The 17,426-nt window shown below is 39.4% G+C and carries 17 protein-coding genes; 11 read left to right on the forward strand and 6 right to left on the reverse strand.

Annotated features, from left to right (window positions below; translation table 11 throughout):
* Positions 1-126: 126 nt before the first annotated feature.
* On the reverse strand, positions 127-300 hold the full coding sequence (locus tag JI65_RS09120) for a hypothetical protein (protein WP_191015498.1): 174 nt from the start codon (positions 298-300) through the stop codon (positions 127-129).
* Between the two features lie 262 nt (positions 301-562).
* Here JI65_RS09120 and JI65_RS17395 point away from each other — a divergent pair, with 262 nt between their 5' ends.
* The 11 genes from JI65_RS17395 to JI65_RS09170 all read left to right on the forward strand — a co-directional run bounded on the left by JI65_RS17395 (position 563) and on the right by JI65_RS09170 (position 10,974).
* Positions 563-703, forward strand: coding sequence for a hypothetical protein (locus JI65_RS17395; RefSeq protein ID WP_242457205.1), 141 nt, complete (start codon positions 563-565; stop codon positions 701-703).
* Positions 684-1,175, forward strand: a complete 492-nt coding sequence (locus JI65_RS09125) for a V-type ATP synthase subunit E (RefSeq protein WP_242457206.1) — start codon at positions 684-686, stop codon at positions 1,173-1,175. Before JI65_RS17395 ends, JI65_RS09125 begins: the two co-directional genes overlap by 20 nt.
* 51 nt (positions 1,176-1,226) lie before the next feature.
* The gene (locus tag JI65_RS09130; protein ID WP_191015501.1) at positions 1,227-1,778 is read left to right on the forward strand and encodes a DUF2764 family protein; all 552 of its coding nucleotides are present in this window, start codon (positions 1,227-1,229) and stop codon (positions 1,776-1,778) included.
* A gap of 24 nt (positions 1,779-1,802) precedes the next feature.
* Positions 1,803-3,566 (forward strand): V-type ATP synthase subunit A, encoded by a 1,764-nt coding sequence (locus tag JI65_RS09135; protein ID WP_191015503.1) that lies wholly within the window; start codon positions 1,803-1,805, stop codon positions 3,564-3,566.
* Between the two features lie 18 nt (positions 3,567-3,584).
* Positions 3,585-4,880, forward strand: a complete 1,296-nt coding sequence (locus JI65_RS09140; protein ID WP_191015505.1) for a V-type ATP synthase subunit B — start codon at positions 3,585-3,587, stop codon at positions 4,878-4,880.
* Positions 4,881-4,899: 19 nt separating this feature from the next.
* Positions 4,900-5,550 carry a V-type ATP synthase subunit D gene (locus tag JI65_RS09145; RefSeq protein ID WP_191015508.1) on the forward strand — a complete coding sequence of 217 codons (651 nt, stop codon included), beginning with the start codon at positions 4,900-4,902 and terminating at the stop codon, positions 5,548-5,550.
* Positions 5,547-7,535: a V-type ATP synthase subunit I gene (locus JI65_RS09150; protein ID WP_191015511.1), complete on the forward strand. Its 1,989-nt coding sequence runs from the start codon at positions 5,547-5,549 to the stop codon at positions 7,533-7,535. Before JI65_RS09145 ends, JI65_RS09150 begins: the two co-directional genes overlap by 4 nt.
* A gap of 77 nt (positions 7,536-7,612) precedes the next feature.
* Complete coding sequence (locus JI65_RS09155; RefSeq protein ID WP_191015513.1) at positions 7,613-8,044, forward strand: V-type ATP synthase subunit K; 432 nt, start codon at positions 7,613-7,615, stop codon at positions 8,042-8,044.
* A gap of 177 nt (positions 8,045-8,221) precedes the next feature.
* Entirely contained in the window at positions 8,222-8,527 is a 306-nt protein-coding gene (locus JI65_RS09160) for a hypothetical protein (RefSeq protein WP_191015516.1), read from the forward strand.
* A 126-nt stretch (positions 8,528-8,653) separates the two neighbouring features.
* Positions 8,654-9,760 carry a flavodoxin-dependent (E)-4-hydroxy-3-methylbut-2-enyl-diphosphate synthase gene (gene ispG / locus JI65_RS09165; protein WP_191015518.1) on the forward strand — a complete coding sequence of 369 codons (1,107 nt, stop codon included), beginning with the start codon at positions 8,654-8,656 and terminating at the stop codon, positions 9,758-9,760.
* A gap of 119 nt (positions 9,761-9,879) precedes the next feature.
* Positions 9,880-10,974 carry a hypothetical protein gene (locus tag JI65_RS09170; protein WP_191015521.1) on the forward strand — a complete coding sequence of 365 codons (1,095 nt, stop codon included), beginning with the start codon at positions 9,880-9,882 and terminating at the stop codon, positions 10,972-10,974.
* Between the two features lies 1 nt (position 10,975).
* On the opposite strand, the gene JI65_RS09175 is transcribed toward JI65_RS09170, so the two are convergent.
* The 5 genes from JI65_RS09175 to JI65_RS09195 all read right to left on the reverse strand — a co-directional run bounded on the left by JI65_RS09175 (position 10,976) and on the right by JI65_RS09195 (position 17,351).
* Entirely contained in the window at positions 10,976-12,523 is a 1,548-nt protein-coding gene (locus JI65_RS09175) for a BamA/TamA family outer membrane protein (protein WP_191015523.1), read from the reverse strand.
* Complete coding sequence (locus tag JI65_RS09180; protein WP_191015526.1) at positions 12,523-13,950, reverse strand: exopolysaccharide biosynthesis polyprenyl glycosylphosphotransferase; 1,428 nt, start codon at positions 13,948-13,950, stop codon at positions 12,523-12,525. Before JI65_RS09180 ends, JI65_RS09175 begins: the two co-directional genes overlap by 1 nt.
* A gap of 72 nt (positions 13,951-14,022) precedes the next feature.
* Positions 14,023-15,093 (reverse strand): glycosyltransferase family 4 protein, encoded by a 1,071-nt coding sequence (locus tag JI65_RS09185; protein ID WP_191015529.1) that lies wholly within the window; start codon positions 15,091-15,093, stop codon positions 14,023-14,025.
* A 59-nt stretch (positions 15,094-15,152) separates the two neighbouring features.
* Positions 15,153-16,223 carry a glycosyltransferase gene (locus JI65_RS09190; RefSeq protein WP_242457207.1) on the reverse strand — a complete coding sequence of 357 codons (1,071 nt, stop codon included), beginning with the start codon at positions 16,221-16,223 and terminating at the stop codon, positions 15,153-15,155.
* A gap of 63 nt (positions 16,224-16,286) precedes the next feature.
* The gene (locus tag JI65_RS09195) at positions 16,287-17,351 is read right to left on the reverse strand and encodes a glycosyltransferase family 4 protein (RefSeq protein ID WP_191015532.1); all 1,065 of its coding nucleotides are present in this window, start codon (positions 17,349-17,351) and stop codon (positions 16,287-16,289) included.
* Between the last annotated feature and the right edge of the window lie 75 nt (positions 17,352-17,426).

The raw sequence follows: 17,426 nt of genomic DNA on the forward strand, positions 1-17,426 counted from the left end.
CATTTGCGCTTTTATTGCTCGATTTGTAAAATTTGTGGCAGAAAAGTTTCTGGGATTTAAAATAAAAAAACCGACCCAAAGTGCACTTTAGGGTCGGTTGTCAAAACTCAAAAATATAGTTAAATATTATTTGAAATCTTTAGGGCGACGTTCCTGTCTCTTGCATTTTGAACATTCTGCAAGGTTTCTAAGTCGTCCGTTTTCGTACATAGTCTTCATATTGATCTCACCGCCGCAATCAGGGCAAATGAATTTCTGTGTTGTAACTGTTGTACGAGAGTTCTTACTTGCACCAGCCATGACTAGCCTCCAATTAATCGATTATTGTGCTATTCTATAAAATAGTAGCACTGTTGTCAATATCACAAGTAAAAATCAGCGTTTGTTTTTGTAATAATAAATATTATCGGAAATATTTTGCAAAATGCTAAGAAAAAGCCCCAGAAAAGATAAAAATTTAAGTTGTTTTTTAGATAAACTCGCATATAATATAAAACAGATTAGTGATTATTTCGTTTGTAAATAGTCTTAATTTTTTATTTTACTTATAAGCGAGGTTCGCATGGACGTCCAGTTACAGGAATTGATCGACAAGATCAAGAAAGATGGTGTCGCTGCTGCAGAAAAATCCGCTTCTGAGAAACTTGCTCAGGCAAAAAAAGATGCTGAAAAAATCATCGCTGATGCAAAAGATAGAAGCTGAAAAAATTATCAAGGCGGCAAAAGACGAGACAGCACGTATGGAAAAAGCAAGCGAAGACGCAATCCGTCAGGCTAGCCGAAACCTTGTTTTGTCTTTTAGAGACAGTGTTACAAAAGAGCTTTCTGCTTTGGTAACCTCAGAAACTGAAAAAGCTTATTCTTCTGATTTGCTTTTAAAACTTATCCCAGAAACAGTAAAAGCTTGGACATCTAAAACTGATGCAGAGAATGTTGCTGTTCTTCTGAATGAGAGTGACCTTTCGGCTCTTGAGTCGTCATTGAAGTCGGCTTTAAAATCTGAAATCGAAAAGGGGCTTACTCTTAAAGTTGACAACTCAATCAACAAAGGATTTAGAATAGGAATTGACAATGGTGCGGCGTTCATCGACCTTTCTGATGAGGCTGTTGCTGATTTGTTCAGTGCATATTTGAATCCAAAAGTTGCTGCTATCATGAAAGAGGCTTCTAAGTAATAAAATCGCCAATAAATTTTATATTTTTTGAGCTGTTTATATGGGGGTAAAATGAGTAATCAGTATTACTTGGTGTCACAGCTTCCAGAATTTACTGTGAGCGATGACCGTTCAAATCTTCCAATTACTTATGAATACTATTATGACCTCTGTTCACGTTTTCTTGACAAAAAAAGTATGATGATTCTTGACGGGCTTTCTCTTGAACCCGCACTTGATTCTTCTAAAACAGGTTCTAAACTTGTTGATTCTTGGAACTACAAGGAAAAAAGTTTGAGACTTGCGCTTGCTCAGATTCGTGCGCTTCGAATGAAGAAGAAGTTTAGCACATCAAATGAGTCGATTGCTCCAGACGCTGTACAGGCGGCACGAACTGCTTCCGGAATGGAAAGTCCTTTGGCTGCTGAACAGTTTTTGAATCAATATAGGCTTAATGTTATAGAAAGTATGCGTCCGACAGATGGTTTTTCGCTTGATGCTGTATTTAGCTACGGTTTGAGACTGAAACTTGCCACACGAATGAAAAAATTCAATGCGGCTACTGGTATGGCTTCTTACCATAAAATCTATGATAGTATACTCAAAGAAGGCTCTTCTGAGTAATTCTGGAGTTAATGGAGATAATAAATGACGGATACAAAAGGAAAGGTAGTCGGCGTTAATGGAAACATGGTTTCTGTCGAATTTGACGGAAATATTTCCATGAACGAAGTTGCCTATGTAAAAGTTGAAGATTCAAGCCTGAAAAGTGAAGTTATCCGTATCCGCGGAAATGTAGCTCAGCTTCAGGTTTATGAAATGACAAAGGGAATTAAGGCAGGTGACACTGTTGAATTTACAGGTGATTTGCTTTCTGCTGAGCTTGGTCCAGGTCTTCTTGGTCAGGTTTATGATGGTTTGCAGAACCCGCTTCCTTTGCTTGCTGAAAAAGCCGGCTGGTTCCTTGAGAGAGGTGTTTATGTAGATCCTCTTGATAAATCTAAAAAATGGGAATTTACACCTACTGCAAAAGTTGGTGATGTACTAAAAGCCGGAGAATATGTTGGAACTGTTCCTGAGGGTCCTTTTACCCACAAGATTTTCGTTCCGTTCTATTTGCTTGGTTCATACACTGTAAAATCAGTTGCGGAAAAAGGTGAGTATACACTCAAAGATACTGTTGCTGTTATTACAGATGAAAAAGGCAACGACGTGAATGTTACATTGTCTTTCAAGTGGCCTGTAAAACGTGCAGTTAACTGCTATGCAGAGCGACTTGCTCCTAACGAGACAATGGTTACAAAGGTTCGCCTTATCGATACATTCTTCCCTGTTGCAAAAGGTGGAACGTATTGTATTCCAGGCCCGTTCGGTGCTGGTAAGACAGTTCTTCAGCACACGACTTCAAAATATGCGGACGTTGACATTGTAATCATCGCTGCCTGCGGTGAGCGTGCGGGTGAAGTCGTTGAGACACTTACTGAGTTCCCTGAACTTAAAGACCCAAAAACCGGAAAGACTTTGATGGAGCGTACAATCATCATTTGTAACACTTCTTCAATGCCTGTAGCTTCACGAGAAGCTTCGGTTTACACATCAGTTACTTTGGCTGAATATTATCGCCAGATGGGACTTAACGTTCTTCTTCTTGCAGACTCAACATCTCGTTGGGCTCAGGCTCTCCGAGAAATGTCTGGTCGCTTGGAGGAAATTCCTGGTGAGGAAGCATTCCCTGCTTACATGGAATCCTATATTGCCGCATTCTACGAACGCGCGGGCCAGGTTCTTTTGCCAGATGGTTCAAAGGGTTCTGTAACTATCGGTGGTACGGTTTCTCCGGCCGGTGGTAACTTTGAGGAACCTGTAACACAGGCTACATTGAAGGTTGTTGGTGCGTTCCACGGACTTTCTCGTGCTCGTTCTGATGCTCGAAAATATCCTGCTATCGACCCGATTCAGTCTTGGTCAAAATATCACGGAATCATCGCGCAGGACAAAGTTGATTTCTGTTTTGACATAATGCGTCGTGGTGTTGATGTTGCTTCGATGATGAAAGTTGTTGGTGAAGAGGGTACTTCTCTTGATGATTACCTCGTTTACCTCAAGGAAGAAATGCTTGATGCGGTTTACTTCCAGCAGAACTCATTTGATGCGATTGATGCTAACGCGACTGTAGAGCGTCAGAAATATGACCTCGACAAGCTTATTGGTATTCTTGGTTCTAATTTTGAACTTTCGGACAAAGATGAGGCTCGTTCTTACTTTAACCAGCTTCGACAGAAGTTCCTTGACTGGAACTACACAGAGTTTGAAAGCGATGACTTTAAGAAACAAGAAAGAGAAATTGATGCTTTGTATGCGTCAAAATCTGGAAAACTTACTGCGGAAGCAGAAGGTCTTCTTAAGGCTTAAGCGGAGGACAGTGCACAAATGAACAAAGTATACAGCAGAATTGAATCTATTACAGGTTCGGTTATTACAGTCCGCGCTGAAGGCGTAAAATACAATGAACTTGCAGAAATCACAACCCGATTCGGAAAATCTCTTGCAGAGGTTAACAAAATCGACGGTGACTTGGTTTCTTTGCAGGTTTTTGCTGGTGGTCGAGGTGTTTCTACTGGTGACCACATCCGCTTCCTCGGACACGAAATGGAAGTTTCTTTTAGCGATGATTTGCTCGGACGTATTTTCAACGGTTCTGGAGAGCCGAGGGATAACGGTCCGTCTCTCGCTGAGAACTTGAAGCCAATTGGAGGTCCTTCTGTAAACCCTTCAAAACGTATTCTTGCAACACGCATGATGCGTACGAACATTCCGATGATTGATATGTTCAATACATTGGTCGTTTCGCAGAAACTTCCGATTTTCTCTATCTCTGGTGAACCTTACAACCAGCTTTTGGCACGAATCGCTATGCAGGCTGAGGCTGATGTAATCATTCTTGGTGGAATGGGTCTCAAATATGACGACTTCCTCTACTTTAAGAAAACACTCGAAGAGGGCGGCTCTTTGAGCAAAACTGTAATGTTCGTTCATACGGCGGCAGACCCGACTGTAGAATGTATCAAGATTCCTGATATGTCGCTTGCAGTTGCCGAGCAGTTTGCTTTGCAGAACAAAGACGTATTGGTTCTTCTTACCGATATGACTTCGTATGCGGACAGTATGAAGGAAATCGCAATTACACAGGAGCAGGTTCCTTCTAACCGAGGTTATCCTGGAGACTTGTACTCGCAGCTTGCTGCCCGATACGAGAAGGCCGTTGACTTTGATAGTGCTGGTTCTGTAACGATTCTTGCCGTTACGACAATGCCTGGTGATGACGTAACTCACCCGGTTCCTGATAACACTGGATATATCACGGAAGGTCAGTACTACCTTAAGGGTGGACGAATTGAGCCGTTCGGTTCTCTTTCTCGATTGAAGCAGAACGTAAACGGTAAGACCCGAAAAGACCATCGTGCCCTTATGGATGCTATGATTCGTCTTTACGCATCTTACAAAGACACCCTTGAGAAAAAATCGATGGGATTTATGATGAGTAACTGGGATGAAAAGTTGCTCAAATATGGTGTAATGTTCGAAAAAGAAATGATGGACTTGACCGTTAACATTTCTTTGGAAGAAGCTCTTAATCTTGGTTGGAAAATCCTTGCGGACTGTTTCGACAAAGATGAGACTGGTATCAAATCTGAATTGATTACAGAATTCTGGCCGAATAAATAGCATTTACGGAGAGGATTGAATGGCAAAAATTAAGCTGACAAAGAATGAGCAGAAAGTTCAGAAAGATGCGCTTAAAATGTATCAGCGTTATCTTCCGACTCTTACGCTCAAAAAACAGCAGCTTCAATCTGAAATCAGAACTATCGAGGTAAAAGCCAAAGAGGTTCGACAGGCGCGAGTTGAACTTGAAAAAGAATTTCAAGTTTGGATAAGTGTCTTCGGCGAAGAAGAGGCTTTTAAACCTGGCATGGTAACTGTCCGTAACATAAAGAAAGGCGTCGGAAATATTGCCGGCGTTACGATTCCCGTTTACGAGGGAGCTGAATTCAATAGGGGCGATTACGATTTGTATTCGACTCCTCTTTGGATTGATATGGCTGCCGACAGAATGGAAAAAGCACTTTCTTTGGATTTGGAAGCCAGTGTTCTCGACGAACAGGTTAGGCTGCTTTCTAAGGAATTGCGCACTACAAGTCAGCGCGTGAACCTTTTTGAGAAGGTTAAGATTCCTGAGGCAAAAAGCAATATTAAGAAAATTTCGGTCTACCTTGGTGACCAGCAGGTTAGTGAAGTAGTTCGCTCTAAAATCTCGAAAAAGAAGATTGATCAGCGAAATGCCGCTAAAAAGCTTGCCGAGGAGGCTGAAAAAGCAAAGGGGGCTGAAGCATGATAGTTCCAATGAAGAAAGTTTCTTTGATTGTTCTTCAAAACGAACGCAAAGAAGCCCTCAAATCGCTTAGAAAAGTTGGTGTTCTTCATCTTGAGGAAGTTCAGGGAAACAGTGAGGAGCTAGCTTCTTATAAAGACCAGAATTCTAAAGTTGAAAAGGCACTTTCGCTTCTTGGTGAAATTAAATTTGGCAAAAAGGACAAGCCGGCCCAGCAAGATGTTGTACGCGACCGTGCTGTTGAAATTGCCAAAAATGTCATTGCGCTTTCTGAAGAAAAGAAAGCTTGCTTTGACCGCGTTACAAACGATTCTGTGGAGCTTGAGCGATTTGCAAAGTGGGGCGAGGTTAATCCTGCTGCTTTTGCAGAACTTGGCGAAAATGGAATCAACCTTTCGATGTTCGAAATTCCGTCGGATAAATATGTTTTGATCGGCGAGAATGTTAAGACTGTGGTTGTGAACAGGGATAAAGCTCATACAAGATTTGTGCTTGTTTCTGACGAGCCGTTGAGTCCGAATGAACGACCGGAAGGAATTCCTGCGGAAGCGTATCAGGTTGTAATGCCTCGATGCTCAACAAAAGAGCTTTCAGACGAGATTTCGCATAGCCGAAAACGAATTGTTGAGATTGAGAATGAGCTTAAGAAAAACGTTCAGTATGTTGATTCTCTAAAAAAGTCGTTGGGAATCATTGCGAAAGATATTGAACTTGAAAATCTTTGTAGCGGAATGGGCTACGAGGATAAAGTTACCAGCGAAACTGGCGTGGTTTCTTCAAACGAATGCAAGGCGGATGAGAATCCTGTTGCATTGGCATGGCTCACGGGATACGTTCCTGTTGATGAGATGCCTAAGCTTGAGAATGCCGTTAAGCTCAATAAATGGGCATTTGCGGCTTCAGACCCTGCCGAAGATGACGTTGTACCGACAAAACTTAAGAACAACAGGTTTGTAAGCCTTATTTATCCGCTTACGGACTTTTTGGGAACGGTTCCGGGCTACCATGAATATGATATTTCTGGTTGGTTCCTCTTGTTCTTTACGGTGTTCTTCGGAATGATTTTTGGTGATGGCGGTTACGGTGGACTTGTAACGGCTGTTACGTTGATTTTTATTTTGAAGACCGTATGTGCCGGTAAGAAAGTTCCTGCAGTGCTTAAGCTGGTTCTCCTTTTGGGAGTTGCCACAATGGCATGGGGAGCTGTCACTTGTACGTGGTTCGGTTTACGACCAGACCAGCTTCCAGATTGGCTAAAGAACCTTTCTGTGCCTCCGTTGTCGAACGCTTACGACACGGTTGAGTGGGTTCCGTTCTGGACTAATGATGCCTCAAAAGGTACCTTGAGCACGGCTCAGAACTTGCAGATATTCTGCTTTACGCTGGCATTGTTGCAGCTTTGTGTTGCACACCTGAAAGGCATGGCTCGCTATGCTAAGGAAAAGTCACTGAAGTGCATTGCCGAATTTGGTTCATTTATCGAGCTGATTGGTATGTATTGGGTTGTGCTTTCTATGGTTGTTGACGGAAATATCTTCCCTATGATTGGAGGGGATGTTTACGGACTTCCTTGGGGAACAATCTCAATTCTGCTCGTTGGAGTTGGCTTTTTGTTCAGCTTTGTCTTCGCTAATTACGAGGGAAGTATCGGAAAGTCGATTCTTGAAAGCGTAAAGAATATTATTTCTGTTCTTTTGGGTGTTGTAAACGTGTTCTCGGACATCGTTTCATACATTCGCTTGTGGGCAGTTGGTTTGGCAGGTGCCGCAATCAGTGGAACAGTAAACACTATGGCAGGGCCGCTTGTTGGTCATGCAGTTTTGTTTATTTTCCTCATCATGTTGCTGGTTTTTGGTCATGGCTTGAACATGATTTTGAACTTGCTTTCTGTAATCGTTCATGGTGTTCGCTTGAATACGTTGGAATTCTCCAACCACTTGGGAATGTCATGGTCAGGATTTAAATACAAACCGTTCAGTGAAGAATAGCTGGGCTGTAGGTATAAAAATTGTGGTTTTATAAAAATCACATATCAAAAGAAACTTATCTTAAAAGGAGATAAATTATGAATTTTGGAATGATTGGTGCAGGTCTTGTTATGGGTATTGCTGCTATTGGTTCTGCAATCGGAATCGGAATTGCTGGACAGGGTGCGATTGGTGCTTGGAAAAGATGCTTTATGGCAAATAAACCAGCTCCATTCATCTTGACTGTATTTGCAGGTGCTCCTTTGACACAGACTATCTACGGATTTTTGTTGATGCAGCAGATGGCAGCTTCTTCAAAAATTAGTGAGAATCCACTGTTCTTCTTCGGCTTGGGAATCGCCGCTGGTCTTGCTATGTGTTTCTCTGCAATCGCTCAGGGAAAAGCTGGTGCGGCTGGTTCTGATGCGCTTGGTGAGACAGGAAAAGGTTTCTCTAACTACATCATGGTAGTCGGACTTTGTGAAACTGTTGCTTTGTTCGCAATGGTATTCGGAATGATTCAGTGCTAAGTTTATCTTAATCATGAAGATATAAGGGAATTGCTTAAGTTTTGGACTTGTGTCTTAAACTTTTGCAATTCCCTTTTTTTAAATTTCTTTTTATTCATATTTTTATTATCTAAAATACAATTGAAAGACTTTGGTTCAGTGTGGTAAAATAAACCAATCTTGATTAGGAGGATAAAATTGGCTAATAATTCAGAAGAAATCGTTGACTGGCGCAATACATTGAACGTTATTCTTGTAACACTTGGCCTTATCGTTTACTTCGGTGTAATCGGTTGGTTTTTCTGTTACGGAATTAGTAACGGTTATTTGAAGGCAATTGCTGGATTAGTAATGCTCGTTCCAAACGTTATCGGTTGGGTTGTAAACGGTTTTGCTAATGCTTCTGCAATTCAGCTTGTTGATGCTGAATTTGTAAGGGTTGTTACAATTGCTCTTGTAGTCATTGTCGCACTATTCATTGCAATCAAACGGCTTGAAAAATAGTTATCAGTTTTTGAGTTGCTATAAAAAGCGGTGCGTTTAGTTTTCGGGATTCTCGATTCTGCGTTCCGCTTTTTTATTTTTAAATGATTTTGATTTTTTTTGAATTATACGGTGATTTTTAATTATATGGCTGAAAATAAATTTTTAAAAACTAAAACAGTTTATTTGGGCGGTTCTGGAAATGTTCAGCGAATTGGAATCGGTGGTGACGAGCCCATTACGATTCAAACTATGTGGAAAGAGGGAATTGTAGGCGTAAAAGATGACAAAACTCGGCTCGAAAAAATTCGTGAAGAGATTGCCGAATTAAAAATGCTTGGCTGCGATATTATTCGTTTTGCGGTTCCGGATATGGCTAGCGCGGAAAGTTTTATTGAAATTTGCAAAATTACTTCCGTCCCGTTGGTTGCTGATATTCATTTTGATTATCGCTTGGCTTTAAAATGCCTTGAGGGTCCTGTAGCCGCAATCAGAATCAATCCTGGCAATATTGGTGCCCGTGAGCGTGTTGAAGCTGTTGTGAACGCTTGCCGCGACAAAGGTGCTGCGATTCGAATTGGTGTTAATACAGGAAGCCTTCCAAAAGACCTTGAAGCGAAGGTTGAGTCTGGAGAAATTAGTCGTGCTGTTGCGTTGAGCGAGACTGCTGCCCGCGAAGCTGCTGTTTTTGACGAACTTAATTTTGACCAGTTTGTTGTTAGCATGAAAGCTAGCTCAGTTCAAGAAACTATCGAGTCCAATGAAAATTTTGCTTCCAGATTTAACATTCCGCTTCATGTGGGTGTTACAGAAGCGGGGCCGTTGATTACAGGCGTTGTAAAGTCAACTTTGGCTTTTTCACATCTTCTTACCGAGGGAATCGGAAATACGATTCGCGTCAGTCTTTCTTCGTCTCCTGCAAACGAGGTTATTACCGGTCTTGAAATTTTGCGGGAATGCGGAAAAAGATCGGGCGGTGTAAAACTCGTTTCTTGTCCTCGTTGCGGCCGTCTCGGTTTTGACGTTCACGGTTTTATGAACAGGTGGCAAAATGAGCTTCTTTCGCTCAAAAAAGATATAACCGTTGCCGTTATGGGCTGTGTCGTTAACGGACCGGGAGAAGGCAAACACGCGGACTTGGGAATCGCTGGTGCAGGTGAAAAAGCTATAATCTTCAAAAAAGGTAAGATTGTAAAAACAATCGATATGAAGGATGCTGATTCTGAGTTCCGAAAGGAATTGGAATCTCTTTAGAAATAAAAACTGCTTTTAAGAGAAAAAGAAGCCGATAATAAAAGTATAAAACTGTTTGCATATTTTTATGTGCGCTACTTTTGTTCGGCTTCGAATAATTTTGAAGGACTTCAATTTTTATGAAAAAAATCGCTTTAATTTGCAGCTTGTTTTTCGTTTCTAATTTTGTTTTTTCTCAGATAGCTCCTAAAAAGCCTGAAAGCAAAGAGCTTTCTTGGCGTATTCTTGAGAATGCGCAAGTTGCGTTTGACAATGGAAAATATGGCGAAGCAATTAACCTTGCCAACAAGGCCCGCGAAAATAGAAAAAAAGAGATTGATTGGGAACTTTATGTTCTTGACGCTGCTCTTTCTCCGCTTGCCGTTCGTAAGGCTGGTGAGCTTTTTCCAAACGTCCTTGAAGTGTTAAAAGAACGTGATGAGAATGAAGCGATAAATCTCATCAACAAATATTTGAATTTGTATTCTTCGGAGCGTTTTGACGATTCGGTTTATAAACTGATTGCATGGCTAAAGTCTAAAAAAGTTTACCCAGAGGCTGATTTTTTGATTGGTCGTGTCTATCAGCTTGAAGGTGAATACAAAGTTGCCTATGATTTTTATGAGCGAGCAAGGACCGAGCGTGAATATCTGGATATTCCAAATAATGTTTATGATATTTTGTATGCTTTGTCTGACCTTGCAAAAGAGACTGGAAAAAAAGAAGAATATGAACAGGCTTTGCTAGTAATTTTGGATAATGACAAGAATTTTAAAAATTCTGGACTTCACAATGCATTCATAAAAATTATTGAAACTGACAGACCTGAAAATGTTGATAAATTTTTTCTCTTGTTTCGTGCGCCTTGCAGTGATTCTTTAAGGGCGATGTTTGAGATTGGAAATCTTTATGCAGACCGCAATGAAGAGAAAAAGGCTCTTATTTGTTCGTCATTAATTTCAATTGAATCTATTACTCATATTTATGATTTTTTGCTGGAGCATGATTCTAGCTTTGAATATACAACTTTTTCGGATTTTTTGCGTGAAGCTGGAAAATATGACGAAATAATTGTATGGGGACAAAAAAATCATGTTTGGGAGTCGATTTATTTGATGGCTGAGCGAATTGAAAAAAGAGGTCAATCTAAATTCGCCGAGCAGCTTTACAAAATAATTGCAGAGTCAATGCCTGACAGTTATTTTAAGGCAAAGGCTCTGTACCATATTCAGTAATTTAATAATGCAAGCCGATTCCTACATAGAATTCGTGTGACGAAACATCTGAACTTCGCCAACTTGAGTCATAATAGTTTTGTGCTTTCTTAGAAAGTATCAGCTGCCCTAAATCAAATCCTGCACTTGCCCGAACAACCAAGCTTCGCCAGCGTGCAGGATAAACCAAAACTTCTATGCCCGATGCATACCAACCGTCGCTTACTGAAAAACATTTTCCTGTGATTTTATTTTTTGTTAACGCAATATCAACGAAAGGTGAAATCTGCATTTCGAAATTCAAGTGCTTTAACCACTGAAAATGACGGTTTATCCATGAGTCTTCGCCAAAAATAGCTTGCGTCCAACTAGTCCAATCTGTGGTGATTATGTGAATCGGAAAATCCAGGTTCATTACAATTGCGGATGAGACTTTTAGTGCCCTCTCATCGCTGTCATTGTAGAATTGGTCATCAAGAATCCCGCGGATATTTTTACCGATTTTTTGAGACGTATTCATTGAGGCAAAGATAATGCTTTTTAGAGCTACCCCTGCGAAGTTAAAAGCCTTGAATGCCTGAAGTTCTCCCCGAATTTTCGGTTGATACTCGTTTCGCTGAAAATCATATCCCACTGATTGCGAAAAAGAGAGTAGTGCTCCATTCCTGAAATTTCCATACCAGTTGATTCGTTTTGTAAAAAAAGCGTGCCCAAATGTAAGCACAGGATTCGTTAAATCTTGGTTTTCGTAGTCAATCCCATTTTTATCATAGTCGATTCTGCACTCAATAAAAGGTGCCCAATCAACATTTCCCCAATCATTTATTTCTGCAATTTTTATTGGCATTGAAAGTTTTGCATCGGTCTGGGAATAGAGTTCGTCATTGAATTTTGTGTAATCGTAATCTTTTACCAAAGATTGAGTAATATCAAATACAAGTGAATATGAGTCAAAAGGTAATTCAAATGAAAGTCCTGTATTTAAGTCAAATTCGCTGCTGGAATTTCCAAAATTATACGAACCCTCAAAATCGTTGCACCAATTTGCATTTAGTATGCCGAGTTTAAAAGGATAGTCGTATTTAAACTCGAATCCTGCCGAGAAGTCTCCATCTTTGGTTCCGATGCTGATGTCTGAACTCAACTTGTTCATTGTGCCCAAGAAATTTGAGTCTTCAAGCTTTAATTTTAAAACTGCGCCATCATTTGAGTCATATTTTGGATACGGAACTAAAACAAAATGTTTTGAATCTGTTGCTTTAATTTTTAAATTTACGTATTGAATGTCAGAATCTTCATCAAAATCAGAAAGTGTGTAATTCACTTCTGTTGAACTAAAAATACGCTGATTTTTGAATTTTTGCCGCAAATCATCAAGATATTTCTCAAATTCGTCTTGATTTTTAAAGATTTTTTTTTGGGAAATATCAACTTTTTTTTCAAGAGCATATTGCTTTGTATTTTCAAGCTCATATTCCACATTCTGAATTTGGAATTTCTCCCCAAAAACTGCAAAGTTTGCAGAGAAAAAAAGTGAGAAAATAAAAGCATTCGCAATTTTGTTTTTCATTAATATGCGCCTTTTCGACGGAGAACGACGTATATCGTTTTGATGATTATCCAAATATCTAGCCAGATTGACCAATTCTGAATGTAATACGTGTCTAGCATGATTCGCTCTTCGTATCCCGTGTCGCTGCGTCCTGAAATTTGCCACATTCCGCTCAATCCTGGTTTTACCGAAAGAATATAATCTACATATTTATTGTATTTTATAAGTTCTGGTTCTGTAACAGGACGTGGACCGATAAAACTCATTTCTCCAACAAAAATATTCCATAATTGCGGAAGTTCATCTAAACTTGTTTTGCGCAAAAATTTGCCGAATTTTGTTACTCGTGGATCGTCAGTAAATTTTCGATCTTTTTCCCATTCTGCTGCGCGTACTGGATCATTTGCTAAAATTTCTTTGAGTTTTACGTCCGCATCAATGCACATCGAGCGGAATTTCCAGCACTTTAATACAGAATGATTTTTTCCGACACGTTTGTGACCGTAAAAAATTGGGCCTGGGGAAGTGATTTTTATTCCTATAGAAACAAAAATTGTGATTAAAATTACAAACGGCGCTGCAATTAGGCACAAAATGATGTCGATTAATCTTTTTAAAATCAATGCCTCGATTTTTGTAAGATAATTTGTTGAAGAAAAGCCTAAAAGTCCGCCGAAGTTTTTCATTTTTAATGAAAGCGTCGTTGTAAGCTGGTTTCGCGGAATCCTGATAAAGTAGCGGTAATTAGTCTGAATTTCTTCAACGCTCTCTTTGTAGCCGCAGATAATCGCAACCTTTATGTGCAAGGTTTTTATTGTTTTTGTTAATTCTTCGCTGTTGTTTATAATCGTGATTCCTCTGTATTTATCTGTATGAATTTTATCAGAGGTGATTATCAAAATCGGTTTGTAACCTAAATATTTTTTTCCTAAAAGCCTGTCAATAATTACTTTGTAATTGTCGCCGCTCGTATAAATAACGACAGGAACTCCCCACCAGCTAAAGTGGCAAAAAAATCCTCGTGCAAATTCTCGAACGACAGGAAGACCGATTGTGCAAAGTGGCCATGCAATCATAAGAGCAGCTGCGATTGGAAGATAATGTCTTTGAGATTTAATTGTCGCTATTGCAATCGATGCGCTGCACATGCAAAAGAAAGTTCCGATTGAGGCGAGCCTAACCTCGTCTTCGGATGCGAGCGTAATTCCTGGATACAGGCCTAGACCATAAAAAACACAGAAAATCAGCGGGAGGAAGATTGCGTATTTTATGCATGAGCGAAGCCAAATTTCTTCTGGCGTAATTAAATTCATTATAAAAAATCCTGTTGTGATTGCGAGCATGATTACAACGGCATCGGTAAATGCCATTGAGCAACCCATTATAAATGAACTTGTGTGTTTGTATTGAGAGCGTAAAGATGTTTTAAATTGTTCATCAATCATAAAATCCTCTTTAATCTTTTTGATTTCTTTATAGCGACTCTAAAATTTCAGTTTTTGAGCCAACTCTGATTTTTATTTTTTATAAACCTTGCGGAATTGTTCCAAAATTGTTTCGGCAGATTTTTTGTACGAATATTTTTCTTTTAGTGCACCTAAATCGATTGTGTCTGTTTTCATACTGAGCATTTTTTCTGCCAAGTCATTTGCGTCTCCGCATTTAAAAAAGTGAACTGGAAATCCTTCGTAAATTTCCTTGAAAACCTCAATGTCGGAAAGTAAAACCGGCGTTCCGAGCGTCATTGCCTCTAGCGGAGGCATTCCGAACCCTTCGTAAAGTGACGGCTGAACTAAAAACTTTGCTTTCTGATAATTTTCTTTGAGCATTTGATTCGAGATTTTTCCCGTGAACTCAATTTTGTCCTTTGGCAAGGATTCTAGTTTTCGCACTGTTTCGTCGTCACCTGTCCTAAAATTGTCAGCATTTCCGACAATTACGAGTTTTGAAGAAAAACCATTTTTTAGTGCGATTTCGTAAGCTTCAAGAAGCGTTTTTAATCCCTTGTGTTTTTTTATATTGCCTACAAAAAGTACAAAATTCTCTTTTGCGATTGCATTTTCGCTTTCTTCATTAAAATTCTCTCGCAAGTATTTTGGAGTTGAGTTGTAGGTTATCACAATATTTTTTTTACAGCGTAAATTTGCTCGAATCCGATTTTTTGAAAATTTTGACACTGTAAAAATCGTGTTGGATTTGTTTATTGCCCGCTGATAAATCATTTTTCGGCCGAGTTTTCCAAAAAAACTTGTCAGCCCAGGGACGTCTAGGAAAACTACGTCGTGAATCGTTGAAAACACAGGAATCGTAATTCCGTTCGGAATATTGCAGTACGGTGTAAAATACACGTCGTAAGAATTGATTCTTGCAAGAATGTCCGATGGAAAATTGAACATTTCCTTTTTTGAGAATGGCTTTACATCGCAAAAGCAGAATTCTACGTTTTCAAGACGCACAAAATCCATGCACTGCTCATGCGAGCCGAGTAAAAGAGTGTCATTTTCTTCTATTAAATATGGAATTAATTCTGAAATGTATGAGCCAATTCCGCCTGAACCAATCATTCTGCAATCAATTGCGATTCTCATAAAATTTTCCTTATTTGTTGAATTCTTCTAACGTTTTGTCAATTGCTGCTTTTAGCTGTTTACAAAATCTTTCTGTTGAAAAACTTTTTGCGTGCGAGACTAATTTTTTCTGTTTTAAAAATCCCTTTCTCGTTTAATTCTTCAAATTTTTCGATAGCTTTGCAAACTGCATCGTTTTCTTGTTTTTCAAAAAATACTCCTGTTTTATTTTCAATAACAGTTTCTAGCGCACCGCCTTTTTGGAATGCTATTACCGGGCGACCGCAGGCTTGGACTTCCACAGGAATAATTCCAAAATCCTCTTCCGCACTAAAAATCATGGCTTTGCATCTCTGTAAATAATCCTGAACTTCTTCATCTGAAATTCGTCCGGTGAATTTTATGTTTGCATCTGGATATTTTTGCGCCAGTTCCTTTAATTCTTTTTCTTGTGAACCACTTCCGATCACTACGAGATTTTTTTTGAGCGTGCCACAGGCTGAAATGGCAAGGTCAATCCTCTTATACGGAACAAATCTCGAAAAAACTACGTAAAAATCCTCTGCCTCTTTGCCGTTTGGGGAAAGTCGTGTCGTATCGACAGGAGGGTAAATCACTTCGCTTTCACGGTTCCAATATTTTTTTATTCGTCTTGCAATGTATTTTGAATTGCAGATGATTTTGTCGATTCTCTGGCTTGAAACATAATCCCAAAGCCGAATTGACGGCATCCAGCGGTTCATAAAAAATTGGGTGAGTTTTCCGCTTCGTTTTTGATATTCAAAAAACTGATCCCATGCGTAGCGCATAGGGGAGTGGATATACGCGATGTGCGGAACCGACTGCGGCGTAATCACGCCCTTCGCACAACTTGACGATGAGCATAAAACTAAGTCGTAAGATGAGAAATCAAAACTTTCAAATGCCTGTGGCATGAATTTTAGGAATTTTGTATAAAGTTTTGTGGCTTTTGGCCATTTTTGAATGAATGAAGTGTGAACTTTTTCTTTTGGAAAAATCTTACCGATTTTTTTTTCGTCATAAACAAGTGTGTAAATATCTGCATCTGGATAGAGCGAGAGCATGGCCTCTACAACGCGCTCCGCTCCTCCGTAATTAACAAGCCAATCGTGGACTATTGCAACTTTCATAAATTTCATTCTAGCATGTAAAAAGCACAAAATCAATTGACCGAAATTTTCTAACAAAAAACTTTATCCATTTCGGAGGGCAGCAAGAAGTTTTTGAGCAGATTTTTCGTAAGTGTATTTTTCGAGGATTTTTTCATTTGGCTCTACTTTTTCTAAGAGAAGTTTTTCAAAATCAACATCGGCCGGATTTTGATTTATGTCAATGTAATGAGCCGATTTTTCGTATATTTCTGGCAAACTTGCCGCATTCGCGCAGATTATTTTTGCCCCGACGCTCATGGCCTCCAGCGGCGGAATCCCGAAACCTTCGTAATAGGACGGAAAAACAAACGCCTTGCATTCGCTCATAAGAGCTTTTACTTCTTCATCCGAAACGTAGCCCAGCAAAATCACGTTGCTCAAAGAGGAAAGTTCGCTGATTTCTTCTGATTCGTAGCCAGAAATTACCCTGCCAGAAATTGCGAATATTTCTTGCGGATGATTTTTTGCGTGAATTGCAATCCATTTTAGATTTTTTCTTTTTTGAAGCGAGCCGAGTGTAAAATAAAAATTCTTTTTTTGAAGTTTTGGATATTTTTCAAAAATTCCGTCATCTTTTTGAATTGAATTAAAATGCTCCCAGCCGTTCGGAATTACTGCAAGACGCGAGTCGCTAACTTTGTAGGCTTTTTTTATTTGTTTTGCGCTGAACTCAGAAACCGTAAATATTTTTTTTGCATTTTTTGCAATATTTTTGTAGTTCAGATTGCAATATGCCTTAATCAATTTTTCTTTTAGCGATACAAAATCTTTTGGAAAGTCGTGGGCGTAAATATCGTGGATAAAAGCGTAGCCGCAGGCTTTTCCGAGCGGAGCCGTGTTTGAAAAATTGAGCCCGATTGCATTGTGTTTTTTGCAAGCTTTCTTAAAATCGAACAAATCCCATTTCGGAAAACTTTTTATCGGCTTTTCTGAGATTATGAGTTTGATTTTTTTGAAATCTGGAAAATTCTTTGCATTTGCTGGTGCTAAAATTGCAAAGTCATCGTCTTTTTGAATCAGATTGTCAAGTTGTTTGCAAATTTCCCAGCTGAATCTTTCTATTCCTGTAAGATTTCTGCAAAGAAAATTTCCGTTAATCAAAATCATAATTTTACCGCCACGAAGTTTATGCTATTTTCAGTGCTAAAAATATAGCATAAACTTGGGTGAATTGCTATTGCG

This window comes from Treponema zioleckii (assembly GCF_014737315.1).
Taxonomy (GTDB): domain Bacteria; phylum Spirochaetota; class Spirochaetia; order Treponematales; family Treponemataceae; genus Treponema_D; species Treponema_D zioleckii.

What these genes read in the sequence shown, in the direction of transcription:
- JI65_RS09120 (WP_191015498.1), bottom strand. Translation starts at nt 300, where the DNA reads ATGGCTGGTGCAAGTAAGAACTCTCGTACAACAGTTACAACACAGAAA.
- JI65_RS17395 (WP_242457205.1), top strand. Translation starts at nt 563, where the DNA reads ATGGACGTCCAGTTACAGGAATTGATCGACAAGATCAAGAAAGATGGT.
- JI65_RS09125 (WP_242457206.1), top strand. Translation starts at nt 684, where the DNA reads ATGCAAAAGATAGAAGCTGAAAAAATTATCAAGGCGGCAAAAGACGAG.
- JI65_RS09130 (WP_191015501.1), top strand. Translation starts at nt 1,227, where the DNA reads ATGAGTAATCAGTATTACTTGGTGTCACAGCTTCCAGAATTTACTGTG.
- JI65_RS09135 (WP_191015503.1), top strand. Translation starts at nt 1,803, where the DNA reads ATGACGGATACAAAAGGAAAGGTAGTCGGCGTTAATGGAAACATGGTT.
- JI65_RS09140 (WP_191015505.1), top strand. Translation starts at nt 3,585, where the DNA reads ATGAACAAAGTATACAGCAGAATTGAATCTATTACAGGTTCGGTTATT.
- JI65_RS09145 (WP_191015508.1), top strand. Translation starts at nt 4,900, where the DNA reads ATGGCAAAAATTAAGCTGACAAAGAATGAGCAGAAAGTTCAGAAAGAT.
- JI65_RS09150 (WP_191015511.1), top strand. Translation starts at nt 5,547, where the DNA reads ATGATAGTTCCAATGAAGAAAGTTTCTTTGATTGTTCTTCAAAACGAA.
- JI65_RS09155 (WP_191015513.1), top strand. Translation starts at nt 7,613, where the DNA reads ATGAATTTTGGAATGATTGGTGCAGGTCTTGTTATGGGTATTGCTGCT.
- ispG (WP_191015518.1), top strand. Translation starts at nt 8,654, where the DNA reads ATGGCTGAAAATAAATTTTTAAAAACTAAAACAGTTTATTTGGGCGGT.
- JI65_RS09170 (WP_191015521.1), top strand. Translation starts at nt 9,880, where the DNA reads ATGAAAAAAATCGCTTTAATTTGCAGCTTGTTTTTCGTTTCTAATTTT.
- JI65_RS09175 (WP_191015523.1), bottom strand. Translation starts at nt 12,523, where the DNA reads ATGAAAAACAAAATTGCGAATGCTTTTATTTTCTCACTTTTTTTCTCT.
- JI65_RS09180 (WP_191015526.1), bottom strand. Translation starts at nt 13,950, where the DNA reads ATGATTGATGAACAATTTAAAACATCTTTACGCTCTCAATACAAACAC.
- JI65_RS09185 (WP_191015529.1), bottom strand. Translation starts at nt 15,093, where the DNA reads ATGAGAATCGCAATTGATTGCAGAATGATTGGTTCAGGCGGAATTGGC.
- JI65_RS09190 (WP_242457207.1), bottom strand. Translation starts at nt 16,223, where the DNA reads ATGAAAGTTGCAATAGTCCACGATTGGCTTGTTAATTACGGAGGAGCG.
- JI65_RS09195 (WP_191015532.1), bottom strand. Translation starts at nt 17,351, where the DNA reads ATGATTTTGATTAACGGAAATTTTCTTTGCAGAAATCTTACAGGAATA.